The sequence below is a fragment of the Streptomyces sp. NBRC 110028 genome, assembly GCF_001417735.1.
Lineage (GTDB): Bacteria > Actinomycetota > Actinomycetes > Streptomycetales > Streptomycetaceae > Streptomyces.
In genome coordinates, this window is record NZ_BBUZ01000043.1 from 55,926 (window position 1) to 80,303 (window position 24,378).

The 24,378-nt window shown below is 71.1% G+C and carries 28 protein-coding genes; 21 read left to right on the plus strand and 7 right to left on the minus strand.

Annotated elements, in window-relative coordinates:
* Positions 1-11 precede the first annotated feature (11 nt).
* Positions 12-1,967, minus strand: a complete 1,956-nt coding sequence (locus ASC60_RS32515) for an ABC transporter ATP-binding protein (protein ID WP_304956833.1) — start codon at positions 1,965-1,967, stop codon at positions 12-14.
* Positions 1,968-2,004: 37 nt separating this feature from the next.
* Positions 2,005-3,744 carry an ABC transporter ATP-binding protein gene (locus tag ASC60_RS32520; protein ID WP_055557277.1) on the minus strand — a complete coding sequence of 580 codons (1,740 nt, stop codon included), beginning with the start codon at positions 3,742-3,744 and terminating at the stop codon, positions 2,005-2,007.
* 124 nt (positions 3,745-3,868) lie between these two features.
* On the opposite strand from ASC60_RS32520, the gene ASC60_RS32525 reads away from it, so the two are divergent.
* From ASC60_RS32525 to ASC60_RS32550, 7 genes are all read left to right on the plus strand, one after another.
* A complete protein-coding gene (locus ASC60_RS32525; RefSeq protein ID WP_055557278.1) occupies positions 3,869-4,144 on the plus strand; it encodes a MoaD/ThiS family protein in 276 nt (91 codons plus the stop codon).
* 11 nt (positions 4,145-4,155) lie between these two features.
* Positions 4,156-5,355 (plus strand): hypothetical protein, encoded by a 1,200-nt coding sequence (locus tag ASC60_RS32530; RefSeq protein ID WP_055557318.1) that lies wholly within the window; start codon positions 4,156-4,158, stop codon positions 5,353-5,355.
* Between the two features lie 97 nt (positions 5,356-5,452).
* Positions 5,453-6,139 (plus strand): DUF2993 domain-containing protein, encoded by a 687-nt coding sequence (locus ASC60_RS32535; protein WP_055557279.1) that lies wholly within the window; start codon positions 5,453-5,455, stop codon positions 6,137-6,139.
* Between the two features lie 199 nt (positions 6,140-6,338).
* A complete protein-coding gene (locus ASC60_RS44255) occupies positions 6,339-6,419 on the plus strand; it encodes a putative leader peptide (protein ID WP_350203226.1) in 81 nt (26 codons plus the stop codon).
* Positions 6,420-6,576: 157 nt separating this feature from the next.
* Complete coding sequence (locus ASC60_RS32540; RefSeq protein WP_055557280.1) at positions 6,577-7,416, plus strand: sulfurtransferase; 840 nt, start codon at positions 6,577-6,579, stop codon at positions 7,414-7,416.
* 36 nt (positions 7,417-7,452) lie between these two features.
* Complete coding sequence (locus ASC60_RS32545; protein WP_055557281.1) at positions 7,453-7,740, plus strand: DUF1416 domain-containing protein; 288 nt, start codon at positions 7,453-7,455, stop codon at positions 7,738-7,740.
* 109 nt (positions 7,741-7,849) lie between these two features.
* Positions 7,850-8,107, plus strand: a complete 258-nt coding sequence (locus ASC60_RS32550; protein ID WP_055557282.1) for a DUF3099 domain-containing protein — start codon at positions 7,850-7,852, stop codon at positions 8,105-8,107.
* Positions 8,108-8,126: 19 nt separating this feature from the next.
* Here ASC60_RS32550 and ASC60_RS32555 read toward each other — a convergent pair whose 3' ends face one another.
* Positions 8,127-8,489: a DsrE family protein gene (locus ASC60_RS32555; protein WP_055557283.1), complete on the minus strand. Its 363-nt coding sequence runs from the start codon at positions 8,487-8,489 to the stop codon at positions 8,127-8,129.
* Between the two features lie 269 nt (positions 8,490-8,758).
* Here ASC60_RS32555 and ASC60_RS32560 point away from each other — a divergent pair, with 269 nt between their 5' ends.
* The 3 genes from ASC60_RS32560 to ASC60_RS32570 all read left to right on the plus strand — a co-directional run bounded on the left by ASC60_RS32560 (position 8,759) and on the right by ASC60_RS32570 (position 10,830).
* A complete protein-coding gene (locus ASC60_RS32560; RefSeq protein ID WP_055557284.1) occupies positions 8,759-9,322 on the plus strand; it encodes an FABP family protein in 564 nt (187 codons plus the stop codon).
* Positions 9,323-9,392: 70 nt separating this feature from the next.
* Positions 9,393-9,854: a Fur family transcriptional regulator gene (locus ASC60_RS32565; RefSeq protein ID WP_055557285.1), complete on the plus strand. Its 462-nt coding sequence runs from the start codon at positions 9,393-9,395 to the stop codon at positions 9,852-9,854.
* A 10-nt stretch (positions 9,855-9,864) separates the two neighbouring features.
* Entirely contained in the window at positions 9,865-10,830 is a 966-nt protein-coding gene (locus tag ASC60_RS32570) for a folate-binding protein YgfZ (RefSeq protein WP_055557319.1), read from the plus strand.
* Between the two features lie 13 nt (positions 10,831-10,843).
* On the opposite strand, the gene dtd is transcribed toward ASC60_RS32570, so the two are convergent.
* Positions 10,844-11,269 carry a D-aminoacyl-tRNA deacylase gene (gene dtd / locus ASC60_RS32575; RefSeq protein ID WP_055557286.1) on the minus strand — a complete coding sequence of 142 codons (426 nt, stop codon included), beginning with the start codon at positions 11,267-11,269 and terminating at the stop codon, positions 10,844-10,846.
* Between the two features lie 145 nt (positions 11,270-11,414).
* Here dtd and ASC60_RS32580 point away from each other — a divergent pair, with 145 nt between their 5' ends.
* Entirely contained in the window at positions 11,415-12,068 is a 654-nt protein-coding gene (locus tag ASC60_RS32580) for a hypothetical protein (protein ID WP_055557287.1), read from the plus strand.
* Positions 12,069-12,158: 90 nt separating this feature from the next.
* Positions 12,159-13,409, plus strand: coding sequence for a GNAT family N-acetyltransferase (locus tag ASC60_RS32585; protein WP_055557288.1), 1,251 nt, complete (start codon positions 12,159-12,161; stop codon positions 13,407-13,409).
* Between the two features lie 17 nt (positions 13,410-13,426).
* Here the strand turns inward: ASC60_RS32585 and soxR are convergent, their stop codons facing one another.
* Positions 13,427-13,888, minus strand: coding sequence for a redox-sensitive transcriptional activator SoxR (gene soxR / locus ASC60_RS32590; RefSeq protein ID WP_055557289.1), 462 nt, complete (start codon positions 13,886-13,888; stop codon positions 13,427-13,429).
* Positions 13,889-13,940: 52 nt separating this feature from the next.
* Between soxR and ASC60_RS32595 the strand changes: the two genes are divergently transcribed.
* The 5 genes from ASC60_RS32595 to ASC60_RS32615 all read left to right on the plus strand — a co-directional run bounded on the left by ASC60_RS32595 (position 13,941) and on the right by ASC60_RS32615 (position 17,075).
* On the plus strand, positions 13,941-14,546 hold the full coding sequence (locus ASC60_RS32595; protein ID WP_055557290.1) for an NADPH-dependent FMN reductase: 606 nt from the start codon (positions 13,941-13,943) through the stop codon (positions 14,544-14,546).
* Between the two features lie 122 nt (positions 14,547-14,668).
* Entirely contained in the window at positions 14,669-15,460 is a 792-nt protein-coding gene (locus tag ASC60_RS32600; protein ID WP_055557291.1) for an NAD(P)H-dependent oxidoreductase, read from the plus strand.
* A gap of 100 nt (positions 15,461-15,560) precedes the next feature.
* Positions 15,561-15,980 carry a helix-turn-helix domain-containing protein gene (locus ASC60_RS32605; RefSeq protein ID WP_055557292.1) on the plus strand — a complete coding sequence of 140 codons (420 nt, stop codon included), beginning with the start codon at positions 15,561-15,563 and terminating at the stop codon, positions 15,978-15,980.
* Between the two features lie 19 nt (positions 15,981-15,999).
* The gene (locus tag ASC60_RS32610; RefSeq protein WP_055557293.1) at positions 16,000-16,599 is read left to right on the plus strand and encodes a hypothetical protein; all 600 of its coding nucleotides are present in this window, start codon (positions 16,000-16,002) and stop codon (positions 16,597-16,599) included.
* Between the two features lie 128 nt (positions 16,600-16,727).
* Positions 16,728-17,075 (plus strand): DUF2516 family protein, encoded by a 348-nt coding sequence (locus tag ASC60_RS32615; RefSeq protein WP_055557294.1) that lies wholly within the window; start codon positions 16,728-16,730, stop codon positions 17,073-17,075.
* A 46-nt stretch (positions 17,076-17,121) separates the two neighbouring features.
* Here ASC60_RS32615 and ASC60_RS32620 read toward each other — a convergent pair whose 3' ends face one another.
* Both ASC60_RS32620 and ASC60_RS32625 read right to left on the minus strand, forming a co-directional pair.
* On the minus strand, positions 17,122-18,354 hold the full coding sequence (locus tag ASC60_RS32620; protein WP_055557295.1) for a PP2C family protein-serine/threonine phosphatase: 1,233 nt from the start codon (positions 18,352-18,354) through the stop codon (positions 17,122-17,124).
* Positions 18,355-18,705: 351 nt separating this feature from the next.
* The gene (locus tag ASC60_RS32625) at positions 18,706-19,797 is read right to left on the minus strand and encodes an NlpC/P60 family protein (RefSeq protein ID WP_055557296.1); all 1,092 of its coding nucleotides are present in this window, start codon (positions 19,795-19,797) and stop codon (positions 18,706-18,708) included.
* Between the two features lie 430 nt (positions 19,798-20,227).
* Between ASC60_RS32625 and pstS the strand changes: the two genes are divergently transcribed.
* The 4 genes from pstS (at position 20,228) to pstB (ending at position 24,318) form a co-directional block, all read left to right on the plus strand.
* On the plus strand, positions 20,228-21,346 hold the full coding sequence (pstS, locus tag ASC60_RS32630; protein WP_055557297.1) for a phosphate ABC transporter substrate-binding protein PstS: 1,119 nt from the start codon (positions 20,228-20,230) through the stop codon (positions 21,344-21,346).
* 118 nt (positions 21,347-21,464) lie between these two features.
* Positions 21,465-22,454: a phosphate ABC transporter permease subunit PstC gene (pstC, locus tag ASC60_RS32635; RefSeq protein WP_055557298.1), complete on the plus strand. Its 990-nt coding sequence runs from the start codon at positions 21,465-21,467 to the stop codon at positions 22,452-22,454.
* Positions 22,451-23,515, plus strand: a complete 1,065-nt coding sequence (pstA, locus tag ASC60_RS32640) for a phosphate ABC transporter permease PstA (RefSeq protein WP_055557299.1) — start codon at positions 22,451-22,453, stop codon at positions 23,513-23,515. Before pstC ends, pstA begins: the two co-directional genes overlap by 4 nt.
* A 26-nt stretch (positions 23,516-23,541) precedes the next feature.
* On the plus strand, positions 23,542-24,318 hold the full coding sequence (pstB, locus tag ASC60_RS32645) for a phosphate ABC transporter ATP-binding protein PstB (RefSeq protein WP_055557300.1): 777 nt from the start codon (positions 23,542-23,544) through the stop codon (positions 24,316-24,318).
* Positions 24,319-24,378: the final 60 nt, after the last annotated feature.

The following is a 24,378-nucleotide window of genomic DNA, read 5'->3' on the forward strand; positions in this document are numbered from 1 at the left end:
GCCCAGGGCCGTCACTCCGGTTCGGCCACCGGCTCCGCGAACTGGGCCGCGTACAGCCGGGCGTACGCGCCCTGGGCCGCCACCAGGGAGTCGTGGCTGCCCTGCTCCACGATGCGGCCCGCCTCCATCACCAGGATCACGTCCGCGTCCCGGATCGTGGAGAGCCGGTGGGCGATCACGAAGCTGGTGCGGCCGGTGCGCAGCGAGGCCATGGCGTGCTGGATGAGGACCTCGGTGCGGGTGTCGACGGAGCTGGTCGCCTCGTCCAGGACCAGGATCGACGGCCCGGAGAGGAAGGCGCGGGCGATGGTGATCAGCTGCTTCTCGCCGACGCTGACGTTGGAACCCTCCTCGTCGATCACCGTGTCGTAGCCGTCGGGCAGGGTGCGTACGAAGCGGTCCACATGGGTGGCCTTCGCCGCCGCCACGATCGCCTCGTGGGAGGCGCCCTCCGAGCCGTAGGCGATGTTGTCCGCGATGGTGCCGCCGAACAGCCAGGTGTCCTGGAGGACCATGCCGATGTGGGAGCGCAGCTCCTCGCGCGGCATGGTGGCGATGTCGACGCCGTCGAGCGTGATGCGGCCGCCGCTGACCTCGTAGAACCGCATCAGCAGATTGACCAGGGTGGTCTTGCCCGCGCCGGTCGGGCCGACGATGGCCACGGTCTGGCCGGGGCTCACCGACAGCGAGAGCCCGTCGATGAGGGGCGTGTCGGGCTGGTAGCGGAAGGAGACGTCCTCGAACTCGACCTGGCCGAGCACGGTGCGCGGCCCCACCGGCCCCTCCGGGTCCGGGGTCTGCTCCTCCGCGTCCAGCAGTTCGAAGACCCGCTCGGCGGAGGCGACGCCCGACTGGACCATGTTGGCCATGGACGCCACCTGGGTGAGCGGCTGGCTGAACTGCCGGGAGTACTGGACGAACGCCTGGACGTCGCCGATCGACAGCGCCCCGCTCGCCACCCGCAGCCCGCCGACCACGGCGACCAGGACGTAGTTGAGGTTGCCGATGAACGTCATCGCGGGCTGGATGAGCCCGGAGATGAACTGGGCGCGGAAGCCCGCCTCGTACAGCTTCTCGTTCTGCGCGCGGAAGATCGCGGCGGACTCCCGCTCCCGCCCGAACACCTTCACCAGCGCGTGGCCGGTGTACATCTCCTCGATATGGGCGTTGAGCCGGCCCGTGGTCTTCCACTGCTGCACGAACTGGGGCTGGGCGCGCTTGCCGACGCGCGTCGCGACCAGCACCGACACCGGGACGGTGACCAGCGCGACCAGCGCCAGCAGCGGCGAGATCCAGAACATCATGGCCAGCACGCCGACCAGGGTCAGAGTCGAGGCCATGATCTGGCTGAGGGTCTGCTGCAGCGTCTGCTGGATGTTGTCGATGTCGTTGGTGGCGCGCGACAGCACCTCGCCGCGCGACTGCCGGTCGAAGTACGACAGCGGCAGCCGCGCCAGCTTGTGCTCGACGTCCTCGCGCAGCCGGAAGACCGCGCGCTGGACGATGTTCGTGGCGACCCGGGCCTGGACCAGGTTGAGGAGCGAGGCCACGACGTACAGGCCCAGCGCCCACAGCAGGACGGTGCCGACGGCGCCGAAGTCGATGCCCTGGCCGGGCGTCACGTTCATCGAGGCGACCATGTCGGCCACCGTGCCCTGGCCGCTGTCGCGCAGGTGCTGGACGGCCTCGGCCTTGGTGAGGCCGTCGGGCAGCCGCCGTCCGATGATGCCCGCGAAGATCAGGTCGGTGGCGTGGCCGAGCACCTTGGGGCCCAGCACCGACAGCGAGATGCTGACCGTGCACAGGGCGAGGACGGCGAAGGCGATACCGCGCTCGGGGCGCAGGGCGGCCAGCAGACGGCGGCCGGAACCGCGGAAGTCCATGGACCGCTCGACGGGCTGGCCGCCCATGAAGCGGCCGGGCCCGGCGGCGGGCGCGGGGCCCCTGCGGGGTGCCGGGGTACTCATACGCTGCCCTTCCATCGAGGCGATCGGGACGAGCGGCTCATGCGGCTTCCTGCTCGGTGAGCTGGGAGAGCACGATCTCCCGGTAGGTCTGGTTGCCGTCCATCAGCTCGCCATGGGTGCCGCTGCCGACGACGCGCCCCTCGTCGAGGACCACGATCCGGTCCGCGCCGCGGATGGTCGACACCCGCTGGGCGACGATGACGACGGTCGCCTCCCCCGTCTCGTCCGTCAGCGCCGCCCGCAGCCGGGCGTCGGTGGCGTAGTCGAGCGCCGAGAAGGAGTCGTCGAAGAGGTAGACGGACGGCTTGAGGACCAGGGCGCGGGCGATCGCCAGCCGCTGCCGCTGCCCGCCGGAGACATTGGAGCCGCCCTGGGCGATGGGCGCTTCCAGGCCGCCCTCCATGGCCTCGACGAAGTCCCGCGCCTGGGCGGTCTCCAGGGCCCGCCACAGCTCCTCGTCGGTGGCGTCCGGGTTTCCGTACCGCAGGTTGGAGGCGACGGTGCCGGAGAAGAGGTACGGCTTCTGCGGTACGAGGCCGATGGACCGGGACATCACCGCGGGGTCGAGGTCGCGGACGTCCACGCCGTCGAGGTGGACGCTGCCGTCGGTCACGTCGAACAGCCGGGGCACCAGCCCGAGGAGGGTGGACTTGCCGCTGCCGGTGGAGCCGATGACGGCGGTGGTCCGGCCGGGATGGGCGGTCAGCGAGATGTCGCGCAGCACGGGCTCCTCGGCGCCCGGGTAGCGGAACTCCACGCCCCGCAGCTCCAGCAGCCCGCGGCCGCCGCCGGCGGGGAGCGCGACCGGCTTCAGGGGCGGGACGACGCTGGTCCCGGTGTCCAGCACCTCCTGGACGCGCTCGGCGCACACCTCGGCGCGCGGCACCATCATGAACATGAAGGTGGCCATCATCACCGACGTCAGGATCTGCATGAGGTAGCTGATGAAGGCGGTCAGCGCGCCGATCTGCATCCCGCCGCTGTCGATGCGGTGGCCACCGGCCCACACCACGGCGACGCTGGACAGGTTCACCACCAGCATCACGGTGGGGAACATCAGCGACATCAGCCGCCCGGCCCGCAGCGAGACGTCCATCAGCGCGGCGTTGGCGCCGGTGAACCGGGTCCGCTCATGGCCGTCGCGGACGAAGGCCCGGATCACCCGGATGCCGGTGATCTGCTCGCGCAGCACCCGGTTGACGGTGTCGATGCGCTCCTGGACGTGCCGGAACAGCGGGCGCATCCGGCGGACGATGAGGGTGACGGTGATGCCCAGCACCGGCACGATCAGCAGCAGCAGCCCGGAGAGCGGCACGTCCTGATTGAGCGCCATGGCGATGCCGCCGACGCACATGATGGGCGCCGACACCATCAGCGTGAAGGACATCAGGCACAGCATCTGCACCTGCTGCACGTCGTTGGTGGTGCGGGTGATCAGCGAGGGAGCCCCGAACCGGCCCATCTCACGGGCGGAGAAGGACTGCACCCGGTCGAAGACATCGGCCCGGATGTCCCGGCCGAGCGCCATGGCGGTGCGGGCGCCGAAGTAGACGGCGCAGATCGCGCACACGATCTGCACCAGCGTGACGGCGACCATCAGACCGCCGGTGGTGAGGATGTAGCCGGTGTCGCCCTTGACGACGCCGTCGTCGATGATGTCGGCGTTGAGGGTGGGCAGATAGAGGGTCGCCAGTGTCTGCACGAGCTGCAATAGCACGATCAAAGTGATCGTTCGGGTATAGGGCCTCAGATACGCCCGTATGAGTCGGACCAGCACAACCGAAACCCTAAGCGAGCAGGCCCGGGTACGGCCCGGGTTTTGCCCGGGGCGTACCGCGTCCACGGGGCCCTCCCGCACCCGTCATCATGGAGGGCGGCAGATGACGGGAGAGGGACACGCGATGGCGCTGAAGAAAACGCCCGCCGGAACCATCCGGTACTGGGCCGCGGCCCGGGCGGCGGCAGGCACCGCCGAGGAGCCGTACGCCGCGGCGACGCTGGCCGACGCGCTCGACGCGGCACGCGAGCGGCACGCCCTGCGTCCGGAGTTCTCCCGGGTCCTGCTGCGCTGTTCGTTCCTGGTCGACGGCGCGCCCGTCGGCACCCGTGATCACACGACGGTCCAACTGGCCGAGGGCGGCACGGTCGAGGTGCTTCCGCCGTTCGCAGGAGGGTGACCTACGACGTCATGAGCAACCAGCCGCACGATCCACAGCAACCGTACGAGCCGCATGGGCCGTACGGGTCCTACCAGCCGCCGCACGAGGGACAGCAGCAGCCGCCCGCCGACCCCTACGGCGCGTACGCCCAGGAGCAGCCCGGGTACGGCTACCCGCAGCAGCAGGCGTACGCACAGCAGCAGTACCCGCAGCAGCAATATCCCCAGCAACAGCAACAACAACAACCACAACAGCCGTACCAGCAGCCGTACGCGGATCCGTACGCCGCGCAGCAGCAGTACGCGGCGGGCTGGGACCAGCAGCGGCACTACGCGCAGCAGCACCAACAACAGCAGCAGTACCAGCAGGCCGCGCACCCCCGCCCGCAGGCGCAGCGGCCCGCCGCGCCCGCGCCCACCGCACCCGGGCCCGCGCCCGCCGCGCCGGAGCCCGCCCGGCCGATGACCGCCGCCGAGAAGGCGCGCGCCGAGGGCCGCCCCCAGATCATCGACCCCGGGCTGCGGCCGGCCGCCCTCACGGCCGTGCTGGCCGCCCTGCTCGCGGCCACCGCGCCGCTCGGCGAATTCGGGGTCGCCGTCGCCGTGGCGCTGCTGCAGGCGGTCACGGCGGCGGGCTGGTTCCGGCTGAACGGCATGTGGCCCGCCCGGCAGGGCATCGCGCTCGCCTTCGCGGGCGGCCTGGCGGCCGACGCCGGGCTGCTCGCCACCGAGCGCGTCCACGCCCCGACGGTGCTCATCGGCACGATCGGCGTCTGGCTGCTGCTGGTGATCGTCCTCCAACTGCGCAGCCACGCCTCGGCGGACGAGCGGCTGTACGGGCTGACCGCGGCGGTCGTCTCGAGCGCCCTCACCGTGATCGCGGCCGGGTATCTGGCCGCCGTCGACGAGTCCTCGGACGCCGTGGTGGTGGGCACCGCCGCGGTCGCCGTGGGCACCCTGGCCCGCGCGCTGCCGCTGCCGACGCCCGCCGCCGTCGCCCTCGGGCTGCTCGCGGCCGCCGGGGCGGGCGCCGGGGCCGGGCAGCTCACCGGCACCGGGACCGCCGCGGCCGCCGTGCTGGGGCTCGCGGCCGGGGCGTGTGCGCTGGTGGGGCTGCGGGTCGCGGCGTACGACTACCCGTCCCGCTTCGTCCACATGACGGCCGGGGTGGCCCTGCCGCTCGCGGCCGCCGCGCCGGCCGTCTACGTGCTGGGCCGCACCCTGGTCTGATGCGCTGGTCTGAGGTGGTAGGTCCCCAGGTGTCCACCCCCTATAGGCTCGCTGCATCAGGCGAGGGCCTGAGCGAGAGCCTGGGGGATCTACGGATATGCGCGCACTACGCATCACACTGATCGTCGCCGTCATCCTCGGCGGTCTCTTCGTCGGCGCCGACCGGCTGGCGGTCTCCATGGCGGAGTCCAAGGCCGCCGACAAGATCAAGAGTTCACAGGGGCTGACCACCGCCCCCAGCGTCTCGATCAAGGGCTTCCCGTTCCTGACCCAGGTCGTGGGCAAGGAGCTGGACGAGGTGGACGTCGGCGTGGACGGGCTGACGACGGACGCGGGCGGCGGGACCACCGTCCGCGTCTCCGAGCTGGACGCCCAGTTGCACGACGTCCGCATCGGGGGGAACTTCTCCACGGCCACCGCGGACCGGGCCAGCGGCTCGGCCCATATCTCCTACGCGGACCTCTCCCGGGCCGCGGGCCCGGGGGTGACGGTGAGCTACGACCCGTCGGGGGCCAACCAGGTCAAGATCACCGGGAATCTGCTGGGCTTCAGCCTCAGCGCCCGCTCCAGGGTGACGATCGTCAACGGAGACACGATCAAGCTGCACGCCGAGCGCATCCCGGGCGGCTCCATCCCGCGGTGGGAGGACAAGGTGCGCGAGCGCACCGACATGGAGCGGAAAATCGACGGCATGCCGCGGGGCATGCGGCTGGAGACGGTGAAGACCGGCAAGGACGGCATAGACGTCTCGGTCGCGGGTAATAACGTCGCGTTGACGGGCTGACCCGCCCGGCACGGACCGTCTCGCGTCCACCTGACGAGACGATCATGTCCGCGATGACAGACACCGACGGCCGCCGGGCACCCCGGCGGCCGTTCCCCGTAGCCCTCCGCACCCCGCCGTGTCCACATCGCGGACATAAGCGTCTCACCATGCGACACGCCGGTGACATGCCCACCCGTCCGTCCTTACGATCGGACCCATGAAGCGACAGGCGGATCTCACGAAGCGGCGGGCAGTCGACCTGTGCCGCGTCGCCGCCATGCTCTGTCGCACCGTCTGAAACCGAGGGCGCGCACGGCCACCGCAGCTTCGGCCCCGCCCCCTCCGGCCCGTCCACCGGGCCGTCCCGCACTCCGCTCGTACGCTCGCGACCAGGCTCCGCGCAGCGCCGCGCGTCGAGCGCCCGTACCGCCGCAACTGCCCCGGAGGAGAGATACATGAGCCGCAGTGACGTCCTGGTGGACGCCGACTGGGTACAGGCCCGCATCGATGACCCCAAGACGGTCATCGTGGAGGTCGACGAGGACACGTCCGCCTACGACAAGAACCACATCAAGAACGCCATCCGGATCGACTGGAAGCAGGACCTCCAGGACCCGGTGCGCCGTGACTTCGTGGACCAGGCGGGCTTCGAGAAGCTGCTGTCCGAGAAGGGCATCGCCAACGACGACACCGTCGTCCTCTACGGCGGCAACAACAACTGGTTCGCGTCGTACGCCTACTGGTACTTCAAGCTCTACGGCCACCAGGACGTGAAGCTCCTCGACGGCGGCCGCAAGAAGTGGGAGCTGGACTCGCGCGACCTGGTCGCCGAGGTCCCGACCCGTGCGAAGACCGAGTACAAGGCCAAGCCGCAGGACACCTCGATCCGCGCCTTCCGCGACGACGTCGTGGCGGCCATCGACAACCTGAACCTGGTCGACGTCCGCTCGCCCGACGAGTTCTCCGGCAAGCTGCTCGCGCCGGCGCACCTCCCGCAGGAGCAGTCGCAGCGCGCGGGCCACGTCCCGAGCGCCCGCAACATCCCGTGGTCGAAGTCGGCCAACGACGACGGCACCTTCAAGTCCGACGACCAGCTCAAGGAGCTGTACGAGGGCGAGGGCGTCGACCTGTCGAAGGACACCATCGCCTACTGCCGCATCGGTGAGCGCTCCGCGCACACCTGGTTCGTGCTGCACGAGCTGCTCGGCCAGACCAACGTCAAGAACTACGACGGTTCCTGGACCGAGTACGGCTCGCTGGTGGGCGTGCCGATCGAGCTCGGCTCCGGCAGCTGACCCCCTCTCCTCCCCGAAACACGTAAGGACAGACACATGTGTGGAGCGCAGGCAGGCGGCCCCGACGCCTCGACCATCAAGCCCGGTGAGACCACGATCCAGGGCCAGGTGACCCGCGACGGCGAGCCCGTCACCGGCTACGTGCGTCTCCTGGACAGCACGGGCGAGTTCACCGCCGAGGTCCCCACCTCCGCGACCGGACAGTTCCGGTTCTACGCCGCCGAGGGCACCTGGACGCTGCGCGCCCTGGTCCCGGGTGGCACCGCCGACCGTACGGTCGTCGCCCAGAAGGGCGGTCTGGCGGAGGTCGCCATCACCGTCTGACGCCCCCACGCGTCGTACCGCGGAAGGGCCGCATCCCGGGGTTGGACGCCTCGGCGGGATGCGGCCCTTCCGTCTGTCGGCGCGGGAGCCCCGGACGTATCCTGGCCATATGTACGCGCGACGCCGCCACGCATACTTCTTCCTGATGGGCGCGTGTCTGACGCTCTTCATCTCGGCCTGGGCCTTCGTGCGTCTGTGGTCCGTGCCCGCCGCCGTCGCGATGTGCATCGTCGCGATGGTCATCCCGCCGCTGGCGGCCATCGTCGCCAACCGCCGGGGCCCGCAGGACCGCTGGTGGGACGAGTCGGGGGATCCGGAGTCCGACCGGTGGTGGCGGGAGCTGGACGAGCACCACCACCGGCACTGATCGGCGGTCCGGGACGGGGTCAGTAGACGAGCGCCCGCACGCCGTCCGGCATGATCTCGCTCACGAAGACCTGCGCCCCCGCGATCCGCGCGCCCTCGATCAGATCCGCCTCGTCGATCTCCCGCCGCGCCGCGCACTGGCTGCACACGGTGATCGTCCCGCCCGCCAGGATGCCGCTGATCAGCTCCGGCAGCGGCGCCGCGTGCGGCAGCGAGAAGTCCGCCGCCCGGCCCGGCAGCGCGAACCACGTCGACTCACCGGTCAGCCACAGCGAGACCTCGACCCCACTCGCCACGGCCACCGCCGCCACCGTGAACGCCTGCGAGCACCGCTCGGGCGCGTCCGCGCCCGCCGTCACCTTGATCACGAGCTTGTTCGCCATGCCGTACAGCCTAGGCTTGCCGCCGCGCGGCACGGCGCGGAGCCGCCCGCCGGACCGGCGGCCGGAACCGGCTACTAGACTCGGGTCCGGTCCGTCATCCTTTATGAGGAGCAGCTCGTGCTTGAGGCAGTCTTCACCACCCTGTTGATCCTGGTCATCGTGGCCAGCCTCGGTTTCGTCGGGCTGACCTGGAAGAAGCTCTACCAGGGCCAGCGCTGAGCGCTCCCGCCCCTCGCCCCAGCCCGCCTAGCGACGGATCGTCTGAACCCATGATCGAGATTCCCTCCGACCTCCACCCGGACCTGGTGCCGCTGGCCTTCCTCCTCGGCAACTGGGAAGGCGCCGGCGTATCGGACTTCCCCGGCGCCGAGAAGTGCAACTTCGGGCAGGAAGCGACCTTCACCCACGACGGCCGCGACTTCATCGAGTACATCTCGCACACCTGGGTGCTGGACTCCGAGGGCAAGAAGGTCCGCCCGCTGGAATCCGAGTCCGGATACTGGCGGATCGACAAGGACCGCAAGGTCGAGGTCGTGATGATCCGCGACCAGGGCGTCGTCGAGGTCTGGTACGGCGAGCTGGCCGACGGCAAGCCGCAGATCGACCTGGCGACCGACGCCGTGGCGCGCACCTCCGCCTCGGGCCCGTACTCGGGCGGCAAGCGGCTGTACGGCTACGTCAACAGCGATCTGATGTGGGTCGGCGAGAAGGCCACCCCCGAGGTCGAGCTGCGCCCGTACATGTCCGCGCACCTGAAGAAGGTCGTCGACCCGCGCGAGTGGGCCAAGGACCTCAAGGACCTGCCGGACGACGGGATCGCCTTCTTCCGCTGAGGCCCCCGCTCCCCGGCCGCTCCAACCGAGCACGACCGCGCACCGGTGCCTCGCCGCCTACACTGGCACCGTGGCGACCACCGACTGGAAGACCGATCTGCGGGAGCGCGGCTACCGGCTGACCCCGCAGCGCCAGCTCGTGCTCGAAGCCGTCGACCGCCTGGAGCACGCCACTCCGGACGACATCCTCACCGAGGTGCGCCGTACCGCGAGCGGGGTGAACATCTCCACCGTCTACCGCACGCTGGAGCTGCTGGAGGAGCTGGGCCTGGTCAGCCATGCCCATCTCGGGCACGGCGCCCCCACCTACCACCTGGCCGACCGGCACCACCACCTCCATCTGGTGTGCCGGGACTGCACGGAGGTCATCGAGGCCGACGTCTCGGTCGCCGAGTCCTTCACCCGGCAGCTGCGGGCGTCCTTCGGCTTCGACACCGACATGAAGCATTTCGCCATCTTCGGCCGCTGCGCCCGGTGTTCCGCCGCCGACCCCGCGGAGGACGCCGCCGGGGGCCGGGCGGCCACGTCGTAGGGTGAAGCACATGAAGAGCCCTTTGCTGTCGCTGCCCGGCGCCGTCCCCGGCGAGGGCCCCGACGAAGGTGTCGCCGCCCACTACGGCGACCTGTTCCGCGAGCAGCGCGCGCTCGCCGACGGCACCGGCTTCGTGGACCTCTCGCACCGCGGAGTGGTCACGGTCACCGGTGCCGACCGGCTGAGCTGGCTGCATCTGCTGCTCACCCAGCACGTCAGCGAGCTTCCCGCCGGCGAGGCCACCGAGGCGCTGATCCTGTCCGCGCACGGCCACATCGAGCACGCGCTCTACCTCGTCGACGACGGCGAGACCACCTGGGCCCATGTGGAGCCCGGCAGCCAGGGCGATCTGATCGCGTACCTGGAGAGCATGAAGTTCTTCTACCGGGTCGAGATCGCCGACCGCACCGAGAGTCACGCGGTCGTCCACCTCCCGGCGGGCAGCATCGCCGAGACCCCCGAGGGCGCCGTCGCCCGCGAGACCGCGCACGGCCGCGACCTGTTCCTGCCGCGCACCGACCTGGAGTCCTTCGCGGCGGCGAGCGGCCCGCCGATCGGCGTCCTGGCGTACGAGGCGCTGCGCGTCGAGGCGCACCGGCCGCGGCTCGGCCTGGAGACCGACCACCGCACGATCCCGCACGAGCTGGGCTGGATCGGCACCGCCGTCCATCTGCAGAAGGGCTGCTACCGCGGCCAGGAGACGGTCGCCCGGGTGCACAACCTGGGCAAGCCGCCGCGGCGGCTGGTCTTCCTGCACCTCGACGGCAGCGAGGTGAAGCTGCCGGGCCACGGCGCGCCCATACGGCTCGCGGCGGACGGCGAGGAGGGCCGCCAGCTCGGCTTCGTCACCTCCTCGGCCCGCCACCACGAGCTGGGCCCGATCGCGCTCGCGCTGGTGAAGCGCAACGTACCGGTGGACGCGGCGCTGATCGCGGACACCACGGCCGCCTCGCAGGAGACGGTCGTCGAGCCGTAGCGCCTGCCTGCTGTCACACCTCGACGATCACCGTGAACGGGCCGTCGTTCGTGAGCGAGACCTTCATGTCCGCTCCGAACCGGCCCGTCTCCACCTGGGCGCCCAGCTCCCGCAGCCGCGCCACCACCTCGTCCACCAGCGGTTCGGCGACCTCGCCGGGCGCCGCCGCGTTCCAGGTGGGGCGGCGGCCCTTGCGGGCGTCCCCGTACAGCGTGAACTGGCTGATGACCAGCAGCGGGGCGCCCAGGTCCGAGCAGGACTTCTCGCCGGGCAGGATGCGCACCGACCACAGCTTGCGGGCCAGCTGGGCCGCCTTCTCCGGGGTGTCGTCGTGCGTCACCCCGACCAGGACGCACAGCCCCTGACCGACGATCTCCCCGGTCGTCTCGCCGTCCACGACGACGCTCGCCCCGTCCACTCTCTGTACCACAGCACGCATACGCACCATCATGCCCCGCGCCCATCGGGGCCGATCGGGTGGACGGCCGCTGCACAGGGGCCATTCGGAGTGGCACGATGCGTGCAGGCGGTGCAGGTGGGCAGGAACTGCGGGAATGACGCATCGCTGGAGGGGACGGACAAGCATGATCACACCGGGCACCGAGCGGCCCATGGCCACCGAGAGCCCGCTGCCGGCGCGGCCGCCGAGCCAGCGCGGCGGGCGGCTGGCCGACGCCGAGGCCGTGCCGTCGGCGGCGGGGGCGGCGGCAGGGGCGGGGGCGGCTCCGGCCGCGATGGGCGGGCTGCGGCTGGCGGAGCTGCGCGCGCTGCGCCGCTCCGCGCAGCGCGAGGAGGCGGACCTGAGCTACGTACGCAGACTGCTGCACGGCCGGATCGACATCCTCCGCGCCGAGCTGGCCCGCCGCCGCGCGCCGGGGGCGCCGATGGCGGCGGACGGCCCGTCGGCGCCGCCCGCGGAGTTGGTGGAGCTGCTGCCCGAGATCCTGGCGGACGTACCGTCCCGGCACCGCACCTCCGCCCGCCATGTGACGCTCGGCACCCCGCACAGCGCGGAGTGCGAGCGGCTGGCCGAGGAGATGCTGGCCGAGGTCGGCCTGTCGGATCTTCCGGCGCGTACGGACGAGGAGCTGCGCGGCGCGATGGGCCGCCTGGAGGGGTTCGAGCAGCAGGTGTCCCGGCGGCGGCAGGGGCTCCAGCGGACCGCCGACCGGTGCGGTGCCGAGATCGCCCGCCGGTACCGCGAGGGCGAGGCCCAGGTCGACGACCTGCTCTCGTAGCACTCCTTTCCTGGAACGCGCGCCGGATATCCACAGGCTGGGGATAAATATTCGCGTGCGGCCTGTTCCGCGGCCGCCTAGCGTGGCCGCATGGCCGCCCGCATCCGTACCTCCCTCGATGCCTCCGACGTCCCCGCCTGGATCCGCGCGAAGCACGTGGGCTTTCTGGTGTCGCCGGAGGTCTCCAAGGAAGAGCTGGAGGTGCGGCGGGCGGGCATCGACCTGGACCGCACCCAGGGGGCGTTCGAGGGGGACCGCTGCGTCGCCACGTTCCGCAGCTTCGCGCAGCGGCTGACGGCGGTCGGCGGGGCCGACGTACCGGCCGATGCGGTCACCAATGTCACCGTGTCGCCCACCCACCGCCGCCGGGGCCTGCTCAGCCGCATGATGGAGCACGACCTGCGTGCGGCCAAGGAGCGGGGGGACGCGGTCGCCTCGCTGCTCGCCGCCGAGTACCCGATCTACGGGCGGTACGGCTTCGGCCCTGCCACCTGGGTCACCGAGTGGATGGTGGACGTCGCCCGCGCCGGTCTCGATCCGCACTACGCCGGACCCACGGACGGCGGCCGGGTCGACTACGCCGACGCCGACGAGATACGGGAGCTGGGCCCCGCCCTGCACGAGCGGCTGCGCGCCCGGCAACACGGCGCCGTCGACCGCACCGAGCGCTGGTGGCGGCTCACCACCGGCCGGCTCCGCTTCCCGGGCGACGGCTGGACCGCCGAACCGTTCTACGCCCTCTACCGCTCCCCCGACGGCTCGGTCGACGGCCTGCTCGCCTTCACCGTCGACGACCGCTGGGAGGGCAACAAGCGGCCGCACAACACCGCCACCGTCCTCGACCTGTTCGGCGTCAGCCCGGCCGCCGAGCGGGCGCTGTGGCACTTCCTGTGCTCCATCGACTGGGTCCTGTACATCGCCGCCGGCCGACGCGCCCCGGACGATCTGCTCCCCCTGCTCCTCGCCGACCCGCGGGCGGCCCGCCCCACCACCTACGCCGACTACCTGTGGCTGCGCCCGCTGGACGTCCCCGCGCTGCTGGAGACCCGTACGTACCCGGTCTCCGGCTCCCTCGTCCTCGACCTGCGCGACCCGGCCGGGCTGGCGGGCGGCCGCTTCCTGCTGGACGCGAGCCCGGACGGCGCCACCTGCGCCCCCACCACCCGCCCGGCCGATCTGACCATGGGCATCGGCGAGTTGGGCACCGTCTGGCTGGGCGACGAGTCGCCGGTCCGCCTCACCGCCCTGGGCCGCGCCGAGGAGGAGCGCCCCGGCGCCGCCGCCCTGGCCGACACCCTGCTGCGCACCCCGCGCCGCCCGTGGTGCCCCGACATGTTCTGAAGGGCCCGACGAAGCCCTCAGCAGCTGGACTTGAGCAGCCGGCGGGCGCCCGCGCCCTGCTCGCCCAGCTTGTCGTAGGGGTTGGCCAGCGCGCACTTGTCGATCGACAGACAGCCGCAGCCGATGCAGTCGGTCAGATGGTCGCGGAGGTTCTCCAGCTGCTCGATGCGCTCGGTGAGGTCCGTGCGCCAGCACTCGGAGATCCGCGCCCAGTCCTCCTTGGTCAGGACGTGGTCCTCGGGGAAGAGCGACAGCACCTCCCGGATCCTCGACAGCGGGATGCCGACCCGCTGCGAGGAGCGCACGAAGGCCACCCGGCGGAGCGTGTCGCGGGTGTAGCGGCGCTGGTTGCCGGAGGTGCGGCGGCTGTGGATGAGCCCCTCGCGCTCGTAGAACCGCAGCGCGGAGGCGGGGACTCCGCTGCGCTCGGCCAGCTCGCCGACCGTCAGTTCATGGGTTTTCCAGGTGAGGTGCGTCATGCTGCCGAGAGTAGCTTGACTTCAACCTTTGTTTAAGTCCGAGTCTTTTCCCATGACTACCGCTACCGCCGCCTCCACCGGCGCCCCCATCCGTCTCGCCGTCATCGTCGGCAGCACCCGCGAGGGCCGCTTCGGACCCAAGGTCGCGAACTGGTTCACCGGCCGCGCCGCGCTGCGCGAGGACATGAGTGTGGACGTCGTCGACCTGGCCGACACCCCGCTCCCGGCCTCCCTCACCCACCGCCCCGGCCCCGAGGACGCCAAGGCCCTGGAGGCCGTGACGCCCCGCCTGGACGCGGCGGACGCGTTCGCCGTCGTCACCCCCGAGTACAACCACAGCTATCCCGCCCCGCTGAAGAACGCGATCGACTGGCACCACAGCCAGTGGCAGGCCAAGCCCGTCGGCTTCGTCTCCTACGGCGGCATCTCGGGCGGTCTGCGCGCGGTCGAGCATCTGCGGCCCGTCTTCGCCGAGGTCCACGCCGTCACCGTGCGCGACACGGTCAGCTTCCACGGCGCCTGGGACGCCTTCGGCCCGGACGGCCGCCCCACCGACCCCAGGGGCCCCGACACCGCCGCAACGGCCATGCTCGACCAGCTCGCCTGGTGGGCCGAAGCCCTCCGCACCGCCCGCGCGGCCCGCCCCTACGGAGCCTGAGCCCCGGGGCCCTGGAGCGCGGCGGCCGGATCCTCGATGGCCAGATCCGTTGGCCAGATCCTCACACATCCTGGCCATCCGGCCACTCGTCGCCCGGCGGGCGCGTTGCGACGCTGACCGGTATGAACGTGCTGTGGATATTCGCCCACCCCGAACCGCGCTCGCTGAGCGGCTCCCTGCGCGACGAGGGCCTGCGCGCCCTGCGGGAGCTGGGCCATGAGTGCCGGGTGTCCGACCTCTACGCCATGCGCTGGAACCCGGTCGTGGACAGCGCCGACTTCCGGCATGACGACGGCGAACGCCTGGTCGTCGGCGCCTCCTCGCACGACGCCTACGCCGCCGGGACGCTGAGCGAGGACATCCGCGCCGAGCAGGAGAAGATCGCCTGGGCGGACGCGCTGATCGTGCAGTTCCCGCTGTGGTGGTACGGGATGCCCGCCATCCTCAAGGGCTGGTTCGACCGCGTCTTCGTGAAGGGCTTCGCCTTCGGCGTCACCGGCCCCGACGGCCGTACCCTGCGCTACGGGGACGGCAAGCTGGCCGGGAAGCGCGCCATGGTCCTGCTCACCGCCGGGGCCCGCGAACCGGGGCTCGGGCCGCGCGGCGTCAACGGCGACATCGAGCATCTGCTGTTCCCGCTCCAGCACGGCACGCTCTGGTACAGCGGCATGTCCGTCCTGCCGCCGCAGGTCGTCTACGGCGCGGACCGGCTCTCCGCCGAGGAGTACCAGGACCACGCCGCCGCGCTGCGGGAACGGCTCGCCGCCCTGCCGACCGCCGCCCCGATCCCCTTCCGCCGCCAGAACGGCGGGGACTACGACGAGAACCTGGTGCTGCGCCCCGACGTCATGCCCGGCCACTGTGGCCTGGCGGTGCACTACGCGGCTCCGGCCGCCAGTCGCCGCACGGCGTGAAGGAGGCCGCACGGCGTGAAGCAGCCGGGCGGGTGGCACGCACCACTTTTGCAAGCAGTTTGCTTGCAAAAGTTAGCACTCCTGGTGCAGCATCGAAGGCATGGCATCACTGAACGTCGGCAACCTCGGCGACTTCCTGCGGGAGCAGCGGCGCAGCGCCCAGCTCTCGCTGCGGCAGCTGGCCGACGCCGCCGGGGTGTCCAATCCGTACCTCAGCCAGATCGAGCGCGGGCTGCGCAAGCCGAGCGCCGAGATCCTGCAGCAGCTCGCGAAGGCGCTGCGGATATCCGCCGAGACCCTGTACGTCCAGGCGGGGATCCTCGACGAGCGCGATCGGGAGGAAACCGAGGTGCGCAGCGTGATACTCGCCGATCCCACGATCAACGAGCGGCAGAAGCAGGTGCTGCTCCAGATCTACGAGTCCTTCCGCAAGGAGAACGGACACGGGACCGACGCGGACGGGACCGACGCGGACGACACCCTCACCGCCGACGCCGACGTCGCCACACCCTCGAACTGATCCGGGAGGACCAGCAGCCATGGCCATCACCGACGACGTACGCAAGACCCTCACCGACCCGACCCCGCTCTACTTCGTGGCGGGCACGGCCGACCTCGCGGCCCAGAAGCTCAAGGAGGTGCCGACGCTGGTCGAGAAGATCGTCGCGGAGGCCCCCGAGCGCTTCAACGCGGTGCGCAACACCGACCCGAAGGCCGTCCAGGACCGGGTCACCCAGCAGGCGAAGGGCGCCCAGGGCAAGCTCAACGAGGTGCTGGGTTCCCTGGACACCGACCTCAAGCGGCTCCGTGACTCGGCGCAGGACCTCGCCCTGCAGGGCGTCGGCCGCGCCGCCGAGCTGGCCGTCAAGGCGCGGGAGCGGTACGACGAGGTCGCCGAGCACGGCCAGGAGGTCGTGAAGACCTGGCGCGGCGAGGCGGCCGACGAGGTCGTCGACATCGCCTCCGCGATCGAGCCCCACGAGGGGAAGAGCGCGCCGAAGGCACCGTCGCAGCCGGTCGCGGTGGACTCCGCCAAGGAGTCGCCGAAGGCCTCGGCCAAGCCGGCCACCCCGGCGAAGAAGGCCCCGGCCCGCAAGCCCGCCCCCACGAAGAAGCCCGACTCGAAGCCGAACAGCTGACGGACGGGCGCCATCGCGAGCGCAGGGGCCGGGTACGCGACGGGCGTGCCCGGCCCCGTCAGCGGGTACGGTGGCCCGTAACGCTCATCCCTCTACTCTCTAAGCGTCTCTTCTAGGCGGTGGACAGCGTGCTGGTGCAAGGTTTCGGCGAGTTGCTGTACTGGGTCTCCTGGGGCCTTCTCCTCTTCAGCCTGTTCGCCTTCGTCGACTCCGCGATCCGCCGCGAGGCCGCCTACCGGGCCGCGGACAAGCAGACCAAGCCCTTCTGGATGATCATCCTGGGGCTCGCGGCCGTGGTGAACTTCTTCATGGGCATCATGAGCTTCCTGCCGATCATCGGGCTGATCGCGACGATCGTGTACATGGTCGACGTACGCCCGGCGGTGCGGCAGATCTCCGGCGGCGGCCGTGGCTGGCCGCGGGGGCGCGGCTCCAGCTCCGACGGTCCGTACGGGCCCTACAACGGCGGCCGGTAGCGCGCCCGGGGGCGCGAGCGGCGCCCCTCGGCGGCCCTCGGCGGCCTCAGCAGCGGTCGAGCAGGAGCACCGCGAGGTCGTCCGTCAGCTCGCCGCCGTTCAGCGCCCGCACCTCGGTGACCGTGGCGTCCAGCAGCTCCTCGCCGCGCAGCCCGGTCGCCATCTGGCGGGCGACGATCTCGACCATCCCCTCCTGGCCGAGCCGCTGCACCCCGGCCCCGACGCGGCCCTCGATCAGCCCGTCGGTGTACATCATCAGGCTCCAGGCGCCGCCCAGCTCGACCTGGCGGCGCGGCCAGCGGGCGTTCGGCAGCAGGCCGAGCGCGGGGCCGTTCTCGTCCGTGGGCAGCAGCCGGGGCGCCATTCCGGGCCGTACCGCCAGCGGTGAGGGGTGCCCGGCGAGGCAGACCCCGGCCCGGCGGCCGTCCGGGGCGATGTCGACGGTGCACAGGGTCGCGAAGATCTCGTCGTCCGGGCGCTCGTTCTCCAGCACCTGCTGGAGGGTGCCGAGCAGCTGGTCGCCGCAGAGCCCGGCGAAGGTCAGGGCGCGCCAGGCGATCCGCAGCTCCACGCCGAGGGCGGCCTCGTCGGGGCCGTGGCCGCAGACGTCGCCGATCATCGCGTGCACCGTGCCGTCCGGGGTGCGGACGGTGTCGTAGAAGTCGCCGCCGAGCAGGGCCCGGCTGCGGCCGGGCCGGTAGCGGGCGGCGAAGTGCAGTCCGGAGCCCTGGAGCAGCGGGGTGGGCAGGAGTCCGCGCTCCAGCCGGGCGTTCTCCTGGGCGCGCAGCCGGGACTCGGTGAGCTGGCGCTGGGCGAGGTCGGAGCGTTTTCGCTCGACCGCGTACCGGATGGCGCGGCTGAGGATGCGGCCGTCCAGCTCGTCGCGGAAGAGGAAGTCCTGCGCCCCGACCCGGACGGCCTCGGCGGCGCGCTCGGCGTCGTCCTCGGCGGTGAGGACCAGGACGGCCTGGGTGGGGGCGAGCTTCAGTACGGAGCGCAGCGTGTCGAGCGCGTCCTCCGCCTCGTGCTCGGGGCCGGGCAGGGCCAGGTCGAGCAGGATGCACTGCACCCCGTCGGTGAGCAGCCGGGCGGCCTCGGTGAGGTTGCGGGCCGTACGGATACGGACCCGGTTGCCCTCGGTGTCCAGCATCTCGGGGACGTTGAAGGCGCCGGCCGGATCGTCCTCGATCACCAGCAGGGTGAGCCCGCTGTCGGGCAGGGCGGCCGGCCGGGCCTCGGTGGCCACTGCCTCCCGCTGCCTCGGCACGGGTACGGACATCGCTCGATTCCTTCCCTCCCCCCGAGGGCGCGGCGCCCGCCGCCGACCGGCGGACCGCACGAACGGCTCGCACCTCCTGGTCGGTTCAGGGCGTGGAAGCCGGATACTGCCCGCCGACTTTAGCGCTCGGTCCGGGCCCCGTGGAATGACCTCTCGGACGCCACTTTCGTCATATGCCCCACGCTCTGGGCGACTTGGCAGAATCCGGACAGGGGCCCGAATGACAAAGGTCACGCGAACTCGTCGCCCTTTTGTGGAACCGAACACGGATGGCACGGCACACGCCCCAACCACACCGGGGCGAGGCGGACATATCGCCTGAATCACCCCTCAGTATGAAATCAGCCCGCATCAGGAGGCGTCCGGGCGCACCACGCCCAGGATCGGCATCGAACCCGCCCCGGCCAGGGTGATCTGACGGCCCGGGCGCGGGGCGTGGACGATCGCGCCGTCGCCCACGTAGATCCCCACATGGCTGGCGTCCTTGAAGTAGATGACCAGGTCACCGGGGCGCATGCGCGCGGTGTCCACCTTCGGCAGCAGCCGCCACTGCTCCTGCGAGGTCCGCGGGATGGCCCGCCCGGCCGAGGCCCAGGCCCGCTGGGTCAGCCCCGAGCAGTCGTAGGCGTCCGGGCCCACGGCGCCCCATACGTAGGCCTTGCCGATCTGGGCCGTCGCGAAGTCGATCGCACGCCGCCCCACCGAGCTGGAGCGTCCGCCGGCCTCCCGCAGTATGCCGGTCTTGAGCCACTTCGCCTGGGACGCCCGGTCCCGCTCCTCCTGGAGCCGCCGCAGCCGGTCCCGCTCCGTGACCTCCAGCCGCGATTCCAGCCGCCGGGCCCGGGCGAGCTTTTCGGTGATCTCCTTCTTGGCGGCCGCCTTGCGCGCCCGGCTGCGGTCGAGCCGTTCCCACTCACGGGAGGCGGAGTCGGCGTAGCGGTCGAGCACCGTCCGGGTGTGCTCCAGCCGGTTCATCAGCCCGCGGACCGCCTTCTCGCCCTTGCGCGCGAGGGCGAAGTCCTCGAGGAAGCCATCGGGGTCGCCGCCCAGCAGCAGCCGCGCCTCGGCCGGCATCCCGCCGCCGCGGTACTGGGCCCGCGCCAGCGCCCCGGCGCGCTCCCGCAGCCCGGCCATCTCCTTCCGCGTCTTCACCACGGCCCGCGCGATCCTCAGGATCGACTTCTCCTGGCGCGTCTGTTTCTCCCGCGCGAGGTTGTACGCGTCGGTGGCTGATTCCGCTTGCCGGTAGAGGCCGTCCACGCGCGAGCGGACCTCCTCCAGCCGCCCGGCGCGTAACGCGGTGCCGCCGGAGCCGCCCCGGGTCGGCTCCGGTTCGCCGGGCGCCGCGTACGCCGGGCCGGGCGCGGCCGACGTTCCCAGCGCGCAGACGAGCGCGGCGGCCGCGGCGACGCCCGCGCCCCTCCCTCTTCCGTCCCGCCTCACCCGACCGGCCTCCTCTCCTCGAAGTAGGGACGGATAGTGACATGCCGTACCGCAATCCGACAGAGCCACGCGCCGGTCGGCCGTACACCCGACGCGATCCGGGGGCATGAGAGGACAGAAGTGGACGAGAGCGAGCGGGAGCGGCCTGAAGCGGATGTAAGGCGCGATGAAGGGGAGAAGCGGGCGCAAACCGGACCGCGACCGCGCTGTGACCCAGCCGTTATCCGGCCACCACACTGACGGCCGAGGTTCACCACTCGTTCACTCGCGCCCATCGGTCGCTTCATCTGATCTGCCTAATTTCAGCCCTACTGAGGCGCAGACCGAGCCCCCGTGCCCGGCCTCGCGCCGTCCGGCGCACCACCACCCCTGCGCTCCATTACGTCCCGCGCCGTCCCCCACCGGCGGCTTCTGGAAGGAATCCCTGAAAGTGAAGCTTCAGCGCAACAACCGGCTTCGCGCCATCGCCGCCGGTGCCCTCGCCCTGTCCGGCGCCTTCGTCCTCACCGCCTGCGGTTCGGACAACAACTCCGGCGGCGGCAGCAGCGCCAAAGCCACCGGCGACATCACGTGCGAAGGCAAGGGCCAGCTCCTGGCCTCCGGCTCGTCCGCGCAGAAGAACGCCATGGACCTGTGGACGAAGAACTACGGCGGGGCGTGCAAGGACGTCAAGCTCAACTACAAGGCCACCGGCTCGGGCGCGGGCATCCAGGAGTGGCTGCAGGGCAAGACCGCCTTCGCGGGCTCGGACTCGGCGCTCAAGCCCGAGGAGGTCGCCTCCTCGAAGAAGATGTGCAAGGGCGGCCAGGGCATCAACCTGCCGATGGTCGGCGGCCCGATCGCGGTCGGCTTCAACGTCCCCGGCGTGGACAAGCTGACCCTCAACGCCGATGTCCTCGCCAAGATCTTCAACTCGGACATCACCAAGTGGGACGACCCCGCGATCAAGGCGCTCAACAAGGGCGTGAAGCTTCCGAGCCTCAAGATCCAGGCGTTCCACCGCTCGGACGAGTCCGGCACCACCGACAACTTCACCAAGTACCTCAAGGCCGCCGCCCCGAAGGCGTGGCCGCACGAGCCGGGCAAGGCGTGGGAGGGCAAGGGCGGCCAGTCCGCCGACGGGTCCTCCGGTGTCTCCTCGCAGGTCAAGCAGGTCTCCGGGGCGATCTCGTACTTCGAGCTGTCGTACGCGACCGCCAACAGCATCAAGACCGTCGACCTGGACACCGGCGCCTCGGCCCCGGTCCAGGCCACCGTCGAGAACGCCTCCAAGGCCATCGCCGAGGCCAAGCCCGCGGGCACCGGCAAGGACCAGGCCCTGGACCTGGCGTACGACACCAAGGCGGCCGGCGCCTACCCGATCACGCTGGTCACCTACGAGATCGCCTGCGACAAGGGCAACAAGGCCGGCACGCTCAAGGCCACCAAGTCCTTCCTGAACTACGCGGCGAGCGAGGGCGGCCAGTCCGCGCTGAAGGAACTGGGCTACGCCCCGCTGCCCGACTCGATCGCCAAGAAGGTCCGCGAGAGCATTTCCAGCCTCTCCTGACCTGACGTGTGCGGCCTGTTCCGCTCCGGCCGACCGCCGGGGCGGAGCAGGCCGTATGTCCGGTGCACCGCCGCACCAGGAGCCTCACCCCCATCCGGCTCCGCAGACCGGAGAACCCATGAAAACGGATATAGAACCCACTTCCACATCCGCCGGGTCACAGCCCAAGGTCCCGACCCGCTCCACCGGCCGGGCCGGTGACAAGATCTTCCTCGGCCTCTCCCGGGGCTCCGGGATCGCCCTCCTGGTGATCATGGCGGCCATCGCGGTCTTCCTCGCGTACCGCGCCGCCATCGCGATCTCCAAGGACGAGGCCAACTTCCTCACCGCCTTCGAGTGGAGCACCGGCTCGACCCCGATGCGCTTCGGCATCGCGGTCCTCGCCTTCGGCACGGTCGTCAGCTCGATCATCGCGATGGTGCTCGCGGTCCCGATCGCCGTCGGCATCGCGCTCTTCATCTCGCACTACGCCCCGCGGCGGCTGGCCACCCCGGTCGCATACGTGATCGACCTGCTCGCCGCGGTCCCCAGCATCGTCTACGGCCTGTGGGGCGCGCTCTTCCTGGTGCCGCATCTGACGGGTCTGTACACCTGGATGGACGACACCCTGGGCTGGACCAAGGTCCTGTCGTACCAGGGCGGCGCCGCGCGGTCGCTGTTCACCGTCGGCATCCTGCTGGCGATCATGATCCTGCCGATCGTCACCAGCGTGACCCGCGAGGTGTTCCGGCAGGTCCCGAAGACGCACGAGGAGGCCGCGCTGGCGCTCGGCGCGACCCGCTGGGAAGTCGTCCGGATGTCGGTCCTCCCCTTCGGCCGCTCCGGCATCATCAGCGCCTCGATGCTGGGCCTCGGCCGCGCGCTGGGCGAGACCATGGCGGTCGCCACCGTGCTGTCCCCCAGCTACCTGATCAACGCCAGCCTGCTGGACCCGGGCGGCGGCACCTTCGCGCAGAACATCGCCAGCCACTTCAAGGAGGCCAACGGCAACGGGCGTGACGCGCTCATCGCCTCCGGTCTGGTCCTGTTCGTCATCACCCTGCTGGTGAACGGCGCCGCGCGCATGATCATCGCCCGCCGCAAGGAGTACTCGGGGACCGCAGCATGAGCGACACGACCATCGACACCAGCACGCCGCGCGCGTCCGCCCTCGCCCAGGCACGACTGCCCCGCTGGGCCCCGCTGGGGCTGGCCGCGGTCTCGATCGCCGCGGGCGTCGGCATCGGCAGCGCGGCGGGCATGAGCAACCCCTTGCAGTGGGGGCTGATCGCGGCCCTGCTCTTCGTCGTCCTCTCCTACGGCGTCACGGCCTCGGTCGAGGGCGGCCGGCAGGCCAGGAACCAGCTGGCCACCAGCCTGGTGTGGCTCTGCTTCCTGATCGCGGTCGTCCCGCTGTTCTCGCTGCTCTTCGAGACCATCAACCGCGGCAAGACCGTGCTCGACGGCTACTTCCTCAGCCACTCCATGGACGGCGTCCAGACCATCCTGCCCGGCGGCGGCGCGTACCACGCGATCCTCGGCACCCTGGAGCAGGTCGGCATCGCCACCGTCATCGCGGCCCCCATCGGCCTGCTGACCGCCATCTACCTGGTCGAGTACGGGCGCGGGCGGCTCGCGAAGGCCGTGACCTTCTTCGTCGACGTCATGACCGGCATCCCGTCCATCGTGGCCGGTCTGTTCATCCTCAGCTTCTGGATCATCATCCTGGGCTTCGACTACTCCGGATTCGCCGGTGCCATGGCGCTGGCCATCCTGATGATGCCGGTCGTGGTCCGCTCCACCGAGGAGATGCTCAAGCTCGTCCCGGACGAGCTGCGCGAGGCGTCGCTCGCGCTGGGCGTGCCCAAGTGGCGCACCATCCTCAAGGTGGTGCTGCCCACCTCGATCGGCGGGATCACCACGGGTGTGATGCTCGCGGTCGCCCGTATCGCCGGTGAGTCCGCCCCCATCGTGCTGCTGGTCTTCGGCTCCCAGGCGATCAACCCGAACCCCTTCGAAGGCGCCCAGTCGTCGCTGCCGTACTACATCTACGAGCAGTGGCAGCTCGGCAACGAGGCGTCGTTCAACCGCGCCTGGGCCGCGGCGCTCGTACTCATCGCCTTCGTCATGATCCTGAACCTGGTGGCCCGCGGCATCGCCCGCTGGAAGGCCCCGAAGACCGGCCGCTGAGGCCACAAAGAAGAGAAGTGATTCACATGGCCAAGCGCATCGACGTCAGCGGGCTGACCGCCTACTACGGCAGCCACAAGGCCATCGAGGACATCTCGATGACCGTCGAACCCCGCTCGGTGACCGCCTTCATCGGCCCCTCCGGCTGCGGCAAGTCGACCTTCCTGCGCACCCTCAACCGGATGCACGAGGTCACCCCCGGCGGCCGGGTCGAGGGCAAGGTGATGCTCGACGACGAGAACCTGTACGCCTCCGGCATCGACCCCGTCTCCGTGCGGCGCACGGTCGGCATGGTCTTCCAGCGCCCCAACCCCTTCCCGACGATGTCGATCTTCGAGAACGTCGCGGCCGGGCTGAAGCTCAACGGCTCGTACAAGAAGAGCGAGCTGCAGGACGTCGTCGAGAAGTCCCTCAAGGGCGCCAACCTGTGGAACGAGGTCAAGGACCGGCTGAACAAGCCGGGTGCCGGGCTCTCCGGCGGTCAGCAGCAGCGGCTGTGCATCGCCCGCGCCATCGCGGTAGCGCCCGACGTGCTGCTGATGGACGAGCCCTGCTCGGCGCTGGACCCGATCTCGACCCTCGCCATCGAGGACCTGATCGGTGAGCTGAAGGAGCGGTTCACGATCGTCATCGTGACCCACAACATGCAGCAGGCGGCGCGCGTCTCGGACCGTACGGCCTTCTTCAACCTGGCCGGTGTCGGCCAGCCCGGCAAGCTCATCGAGATCGACGAGACCGAGCGGATCTTCTCCAACCCGTCCGTCCAGGCCACCGAGGACTACATCTCCGGTCGCTTCGGCTGACGGACAAGCCCCTCGCCCCCGGGCGAGGACGAGCGTCCTGCGGTGCTGCATGGCGGTGCC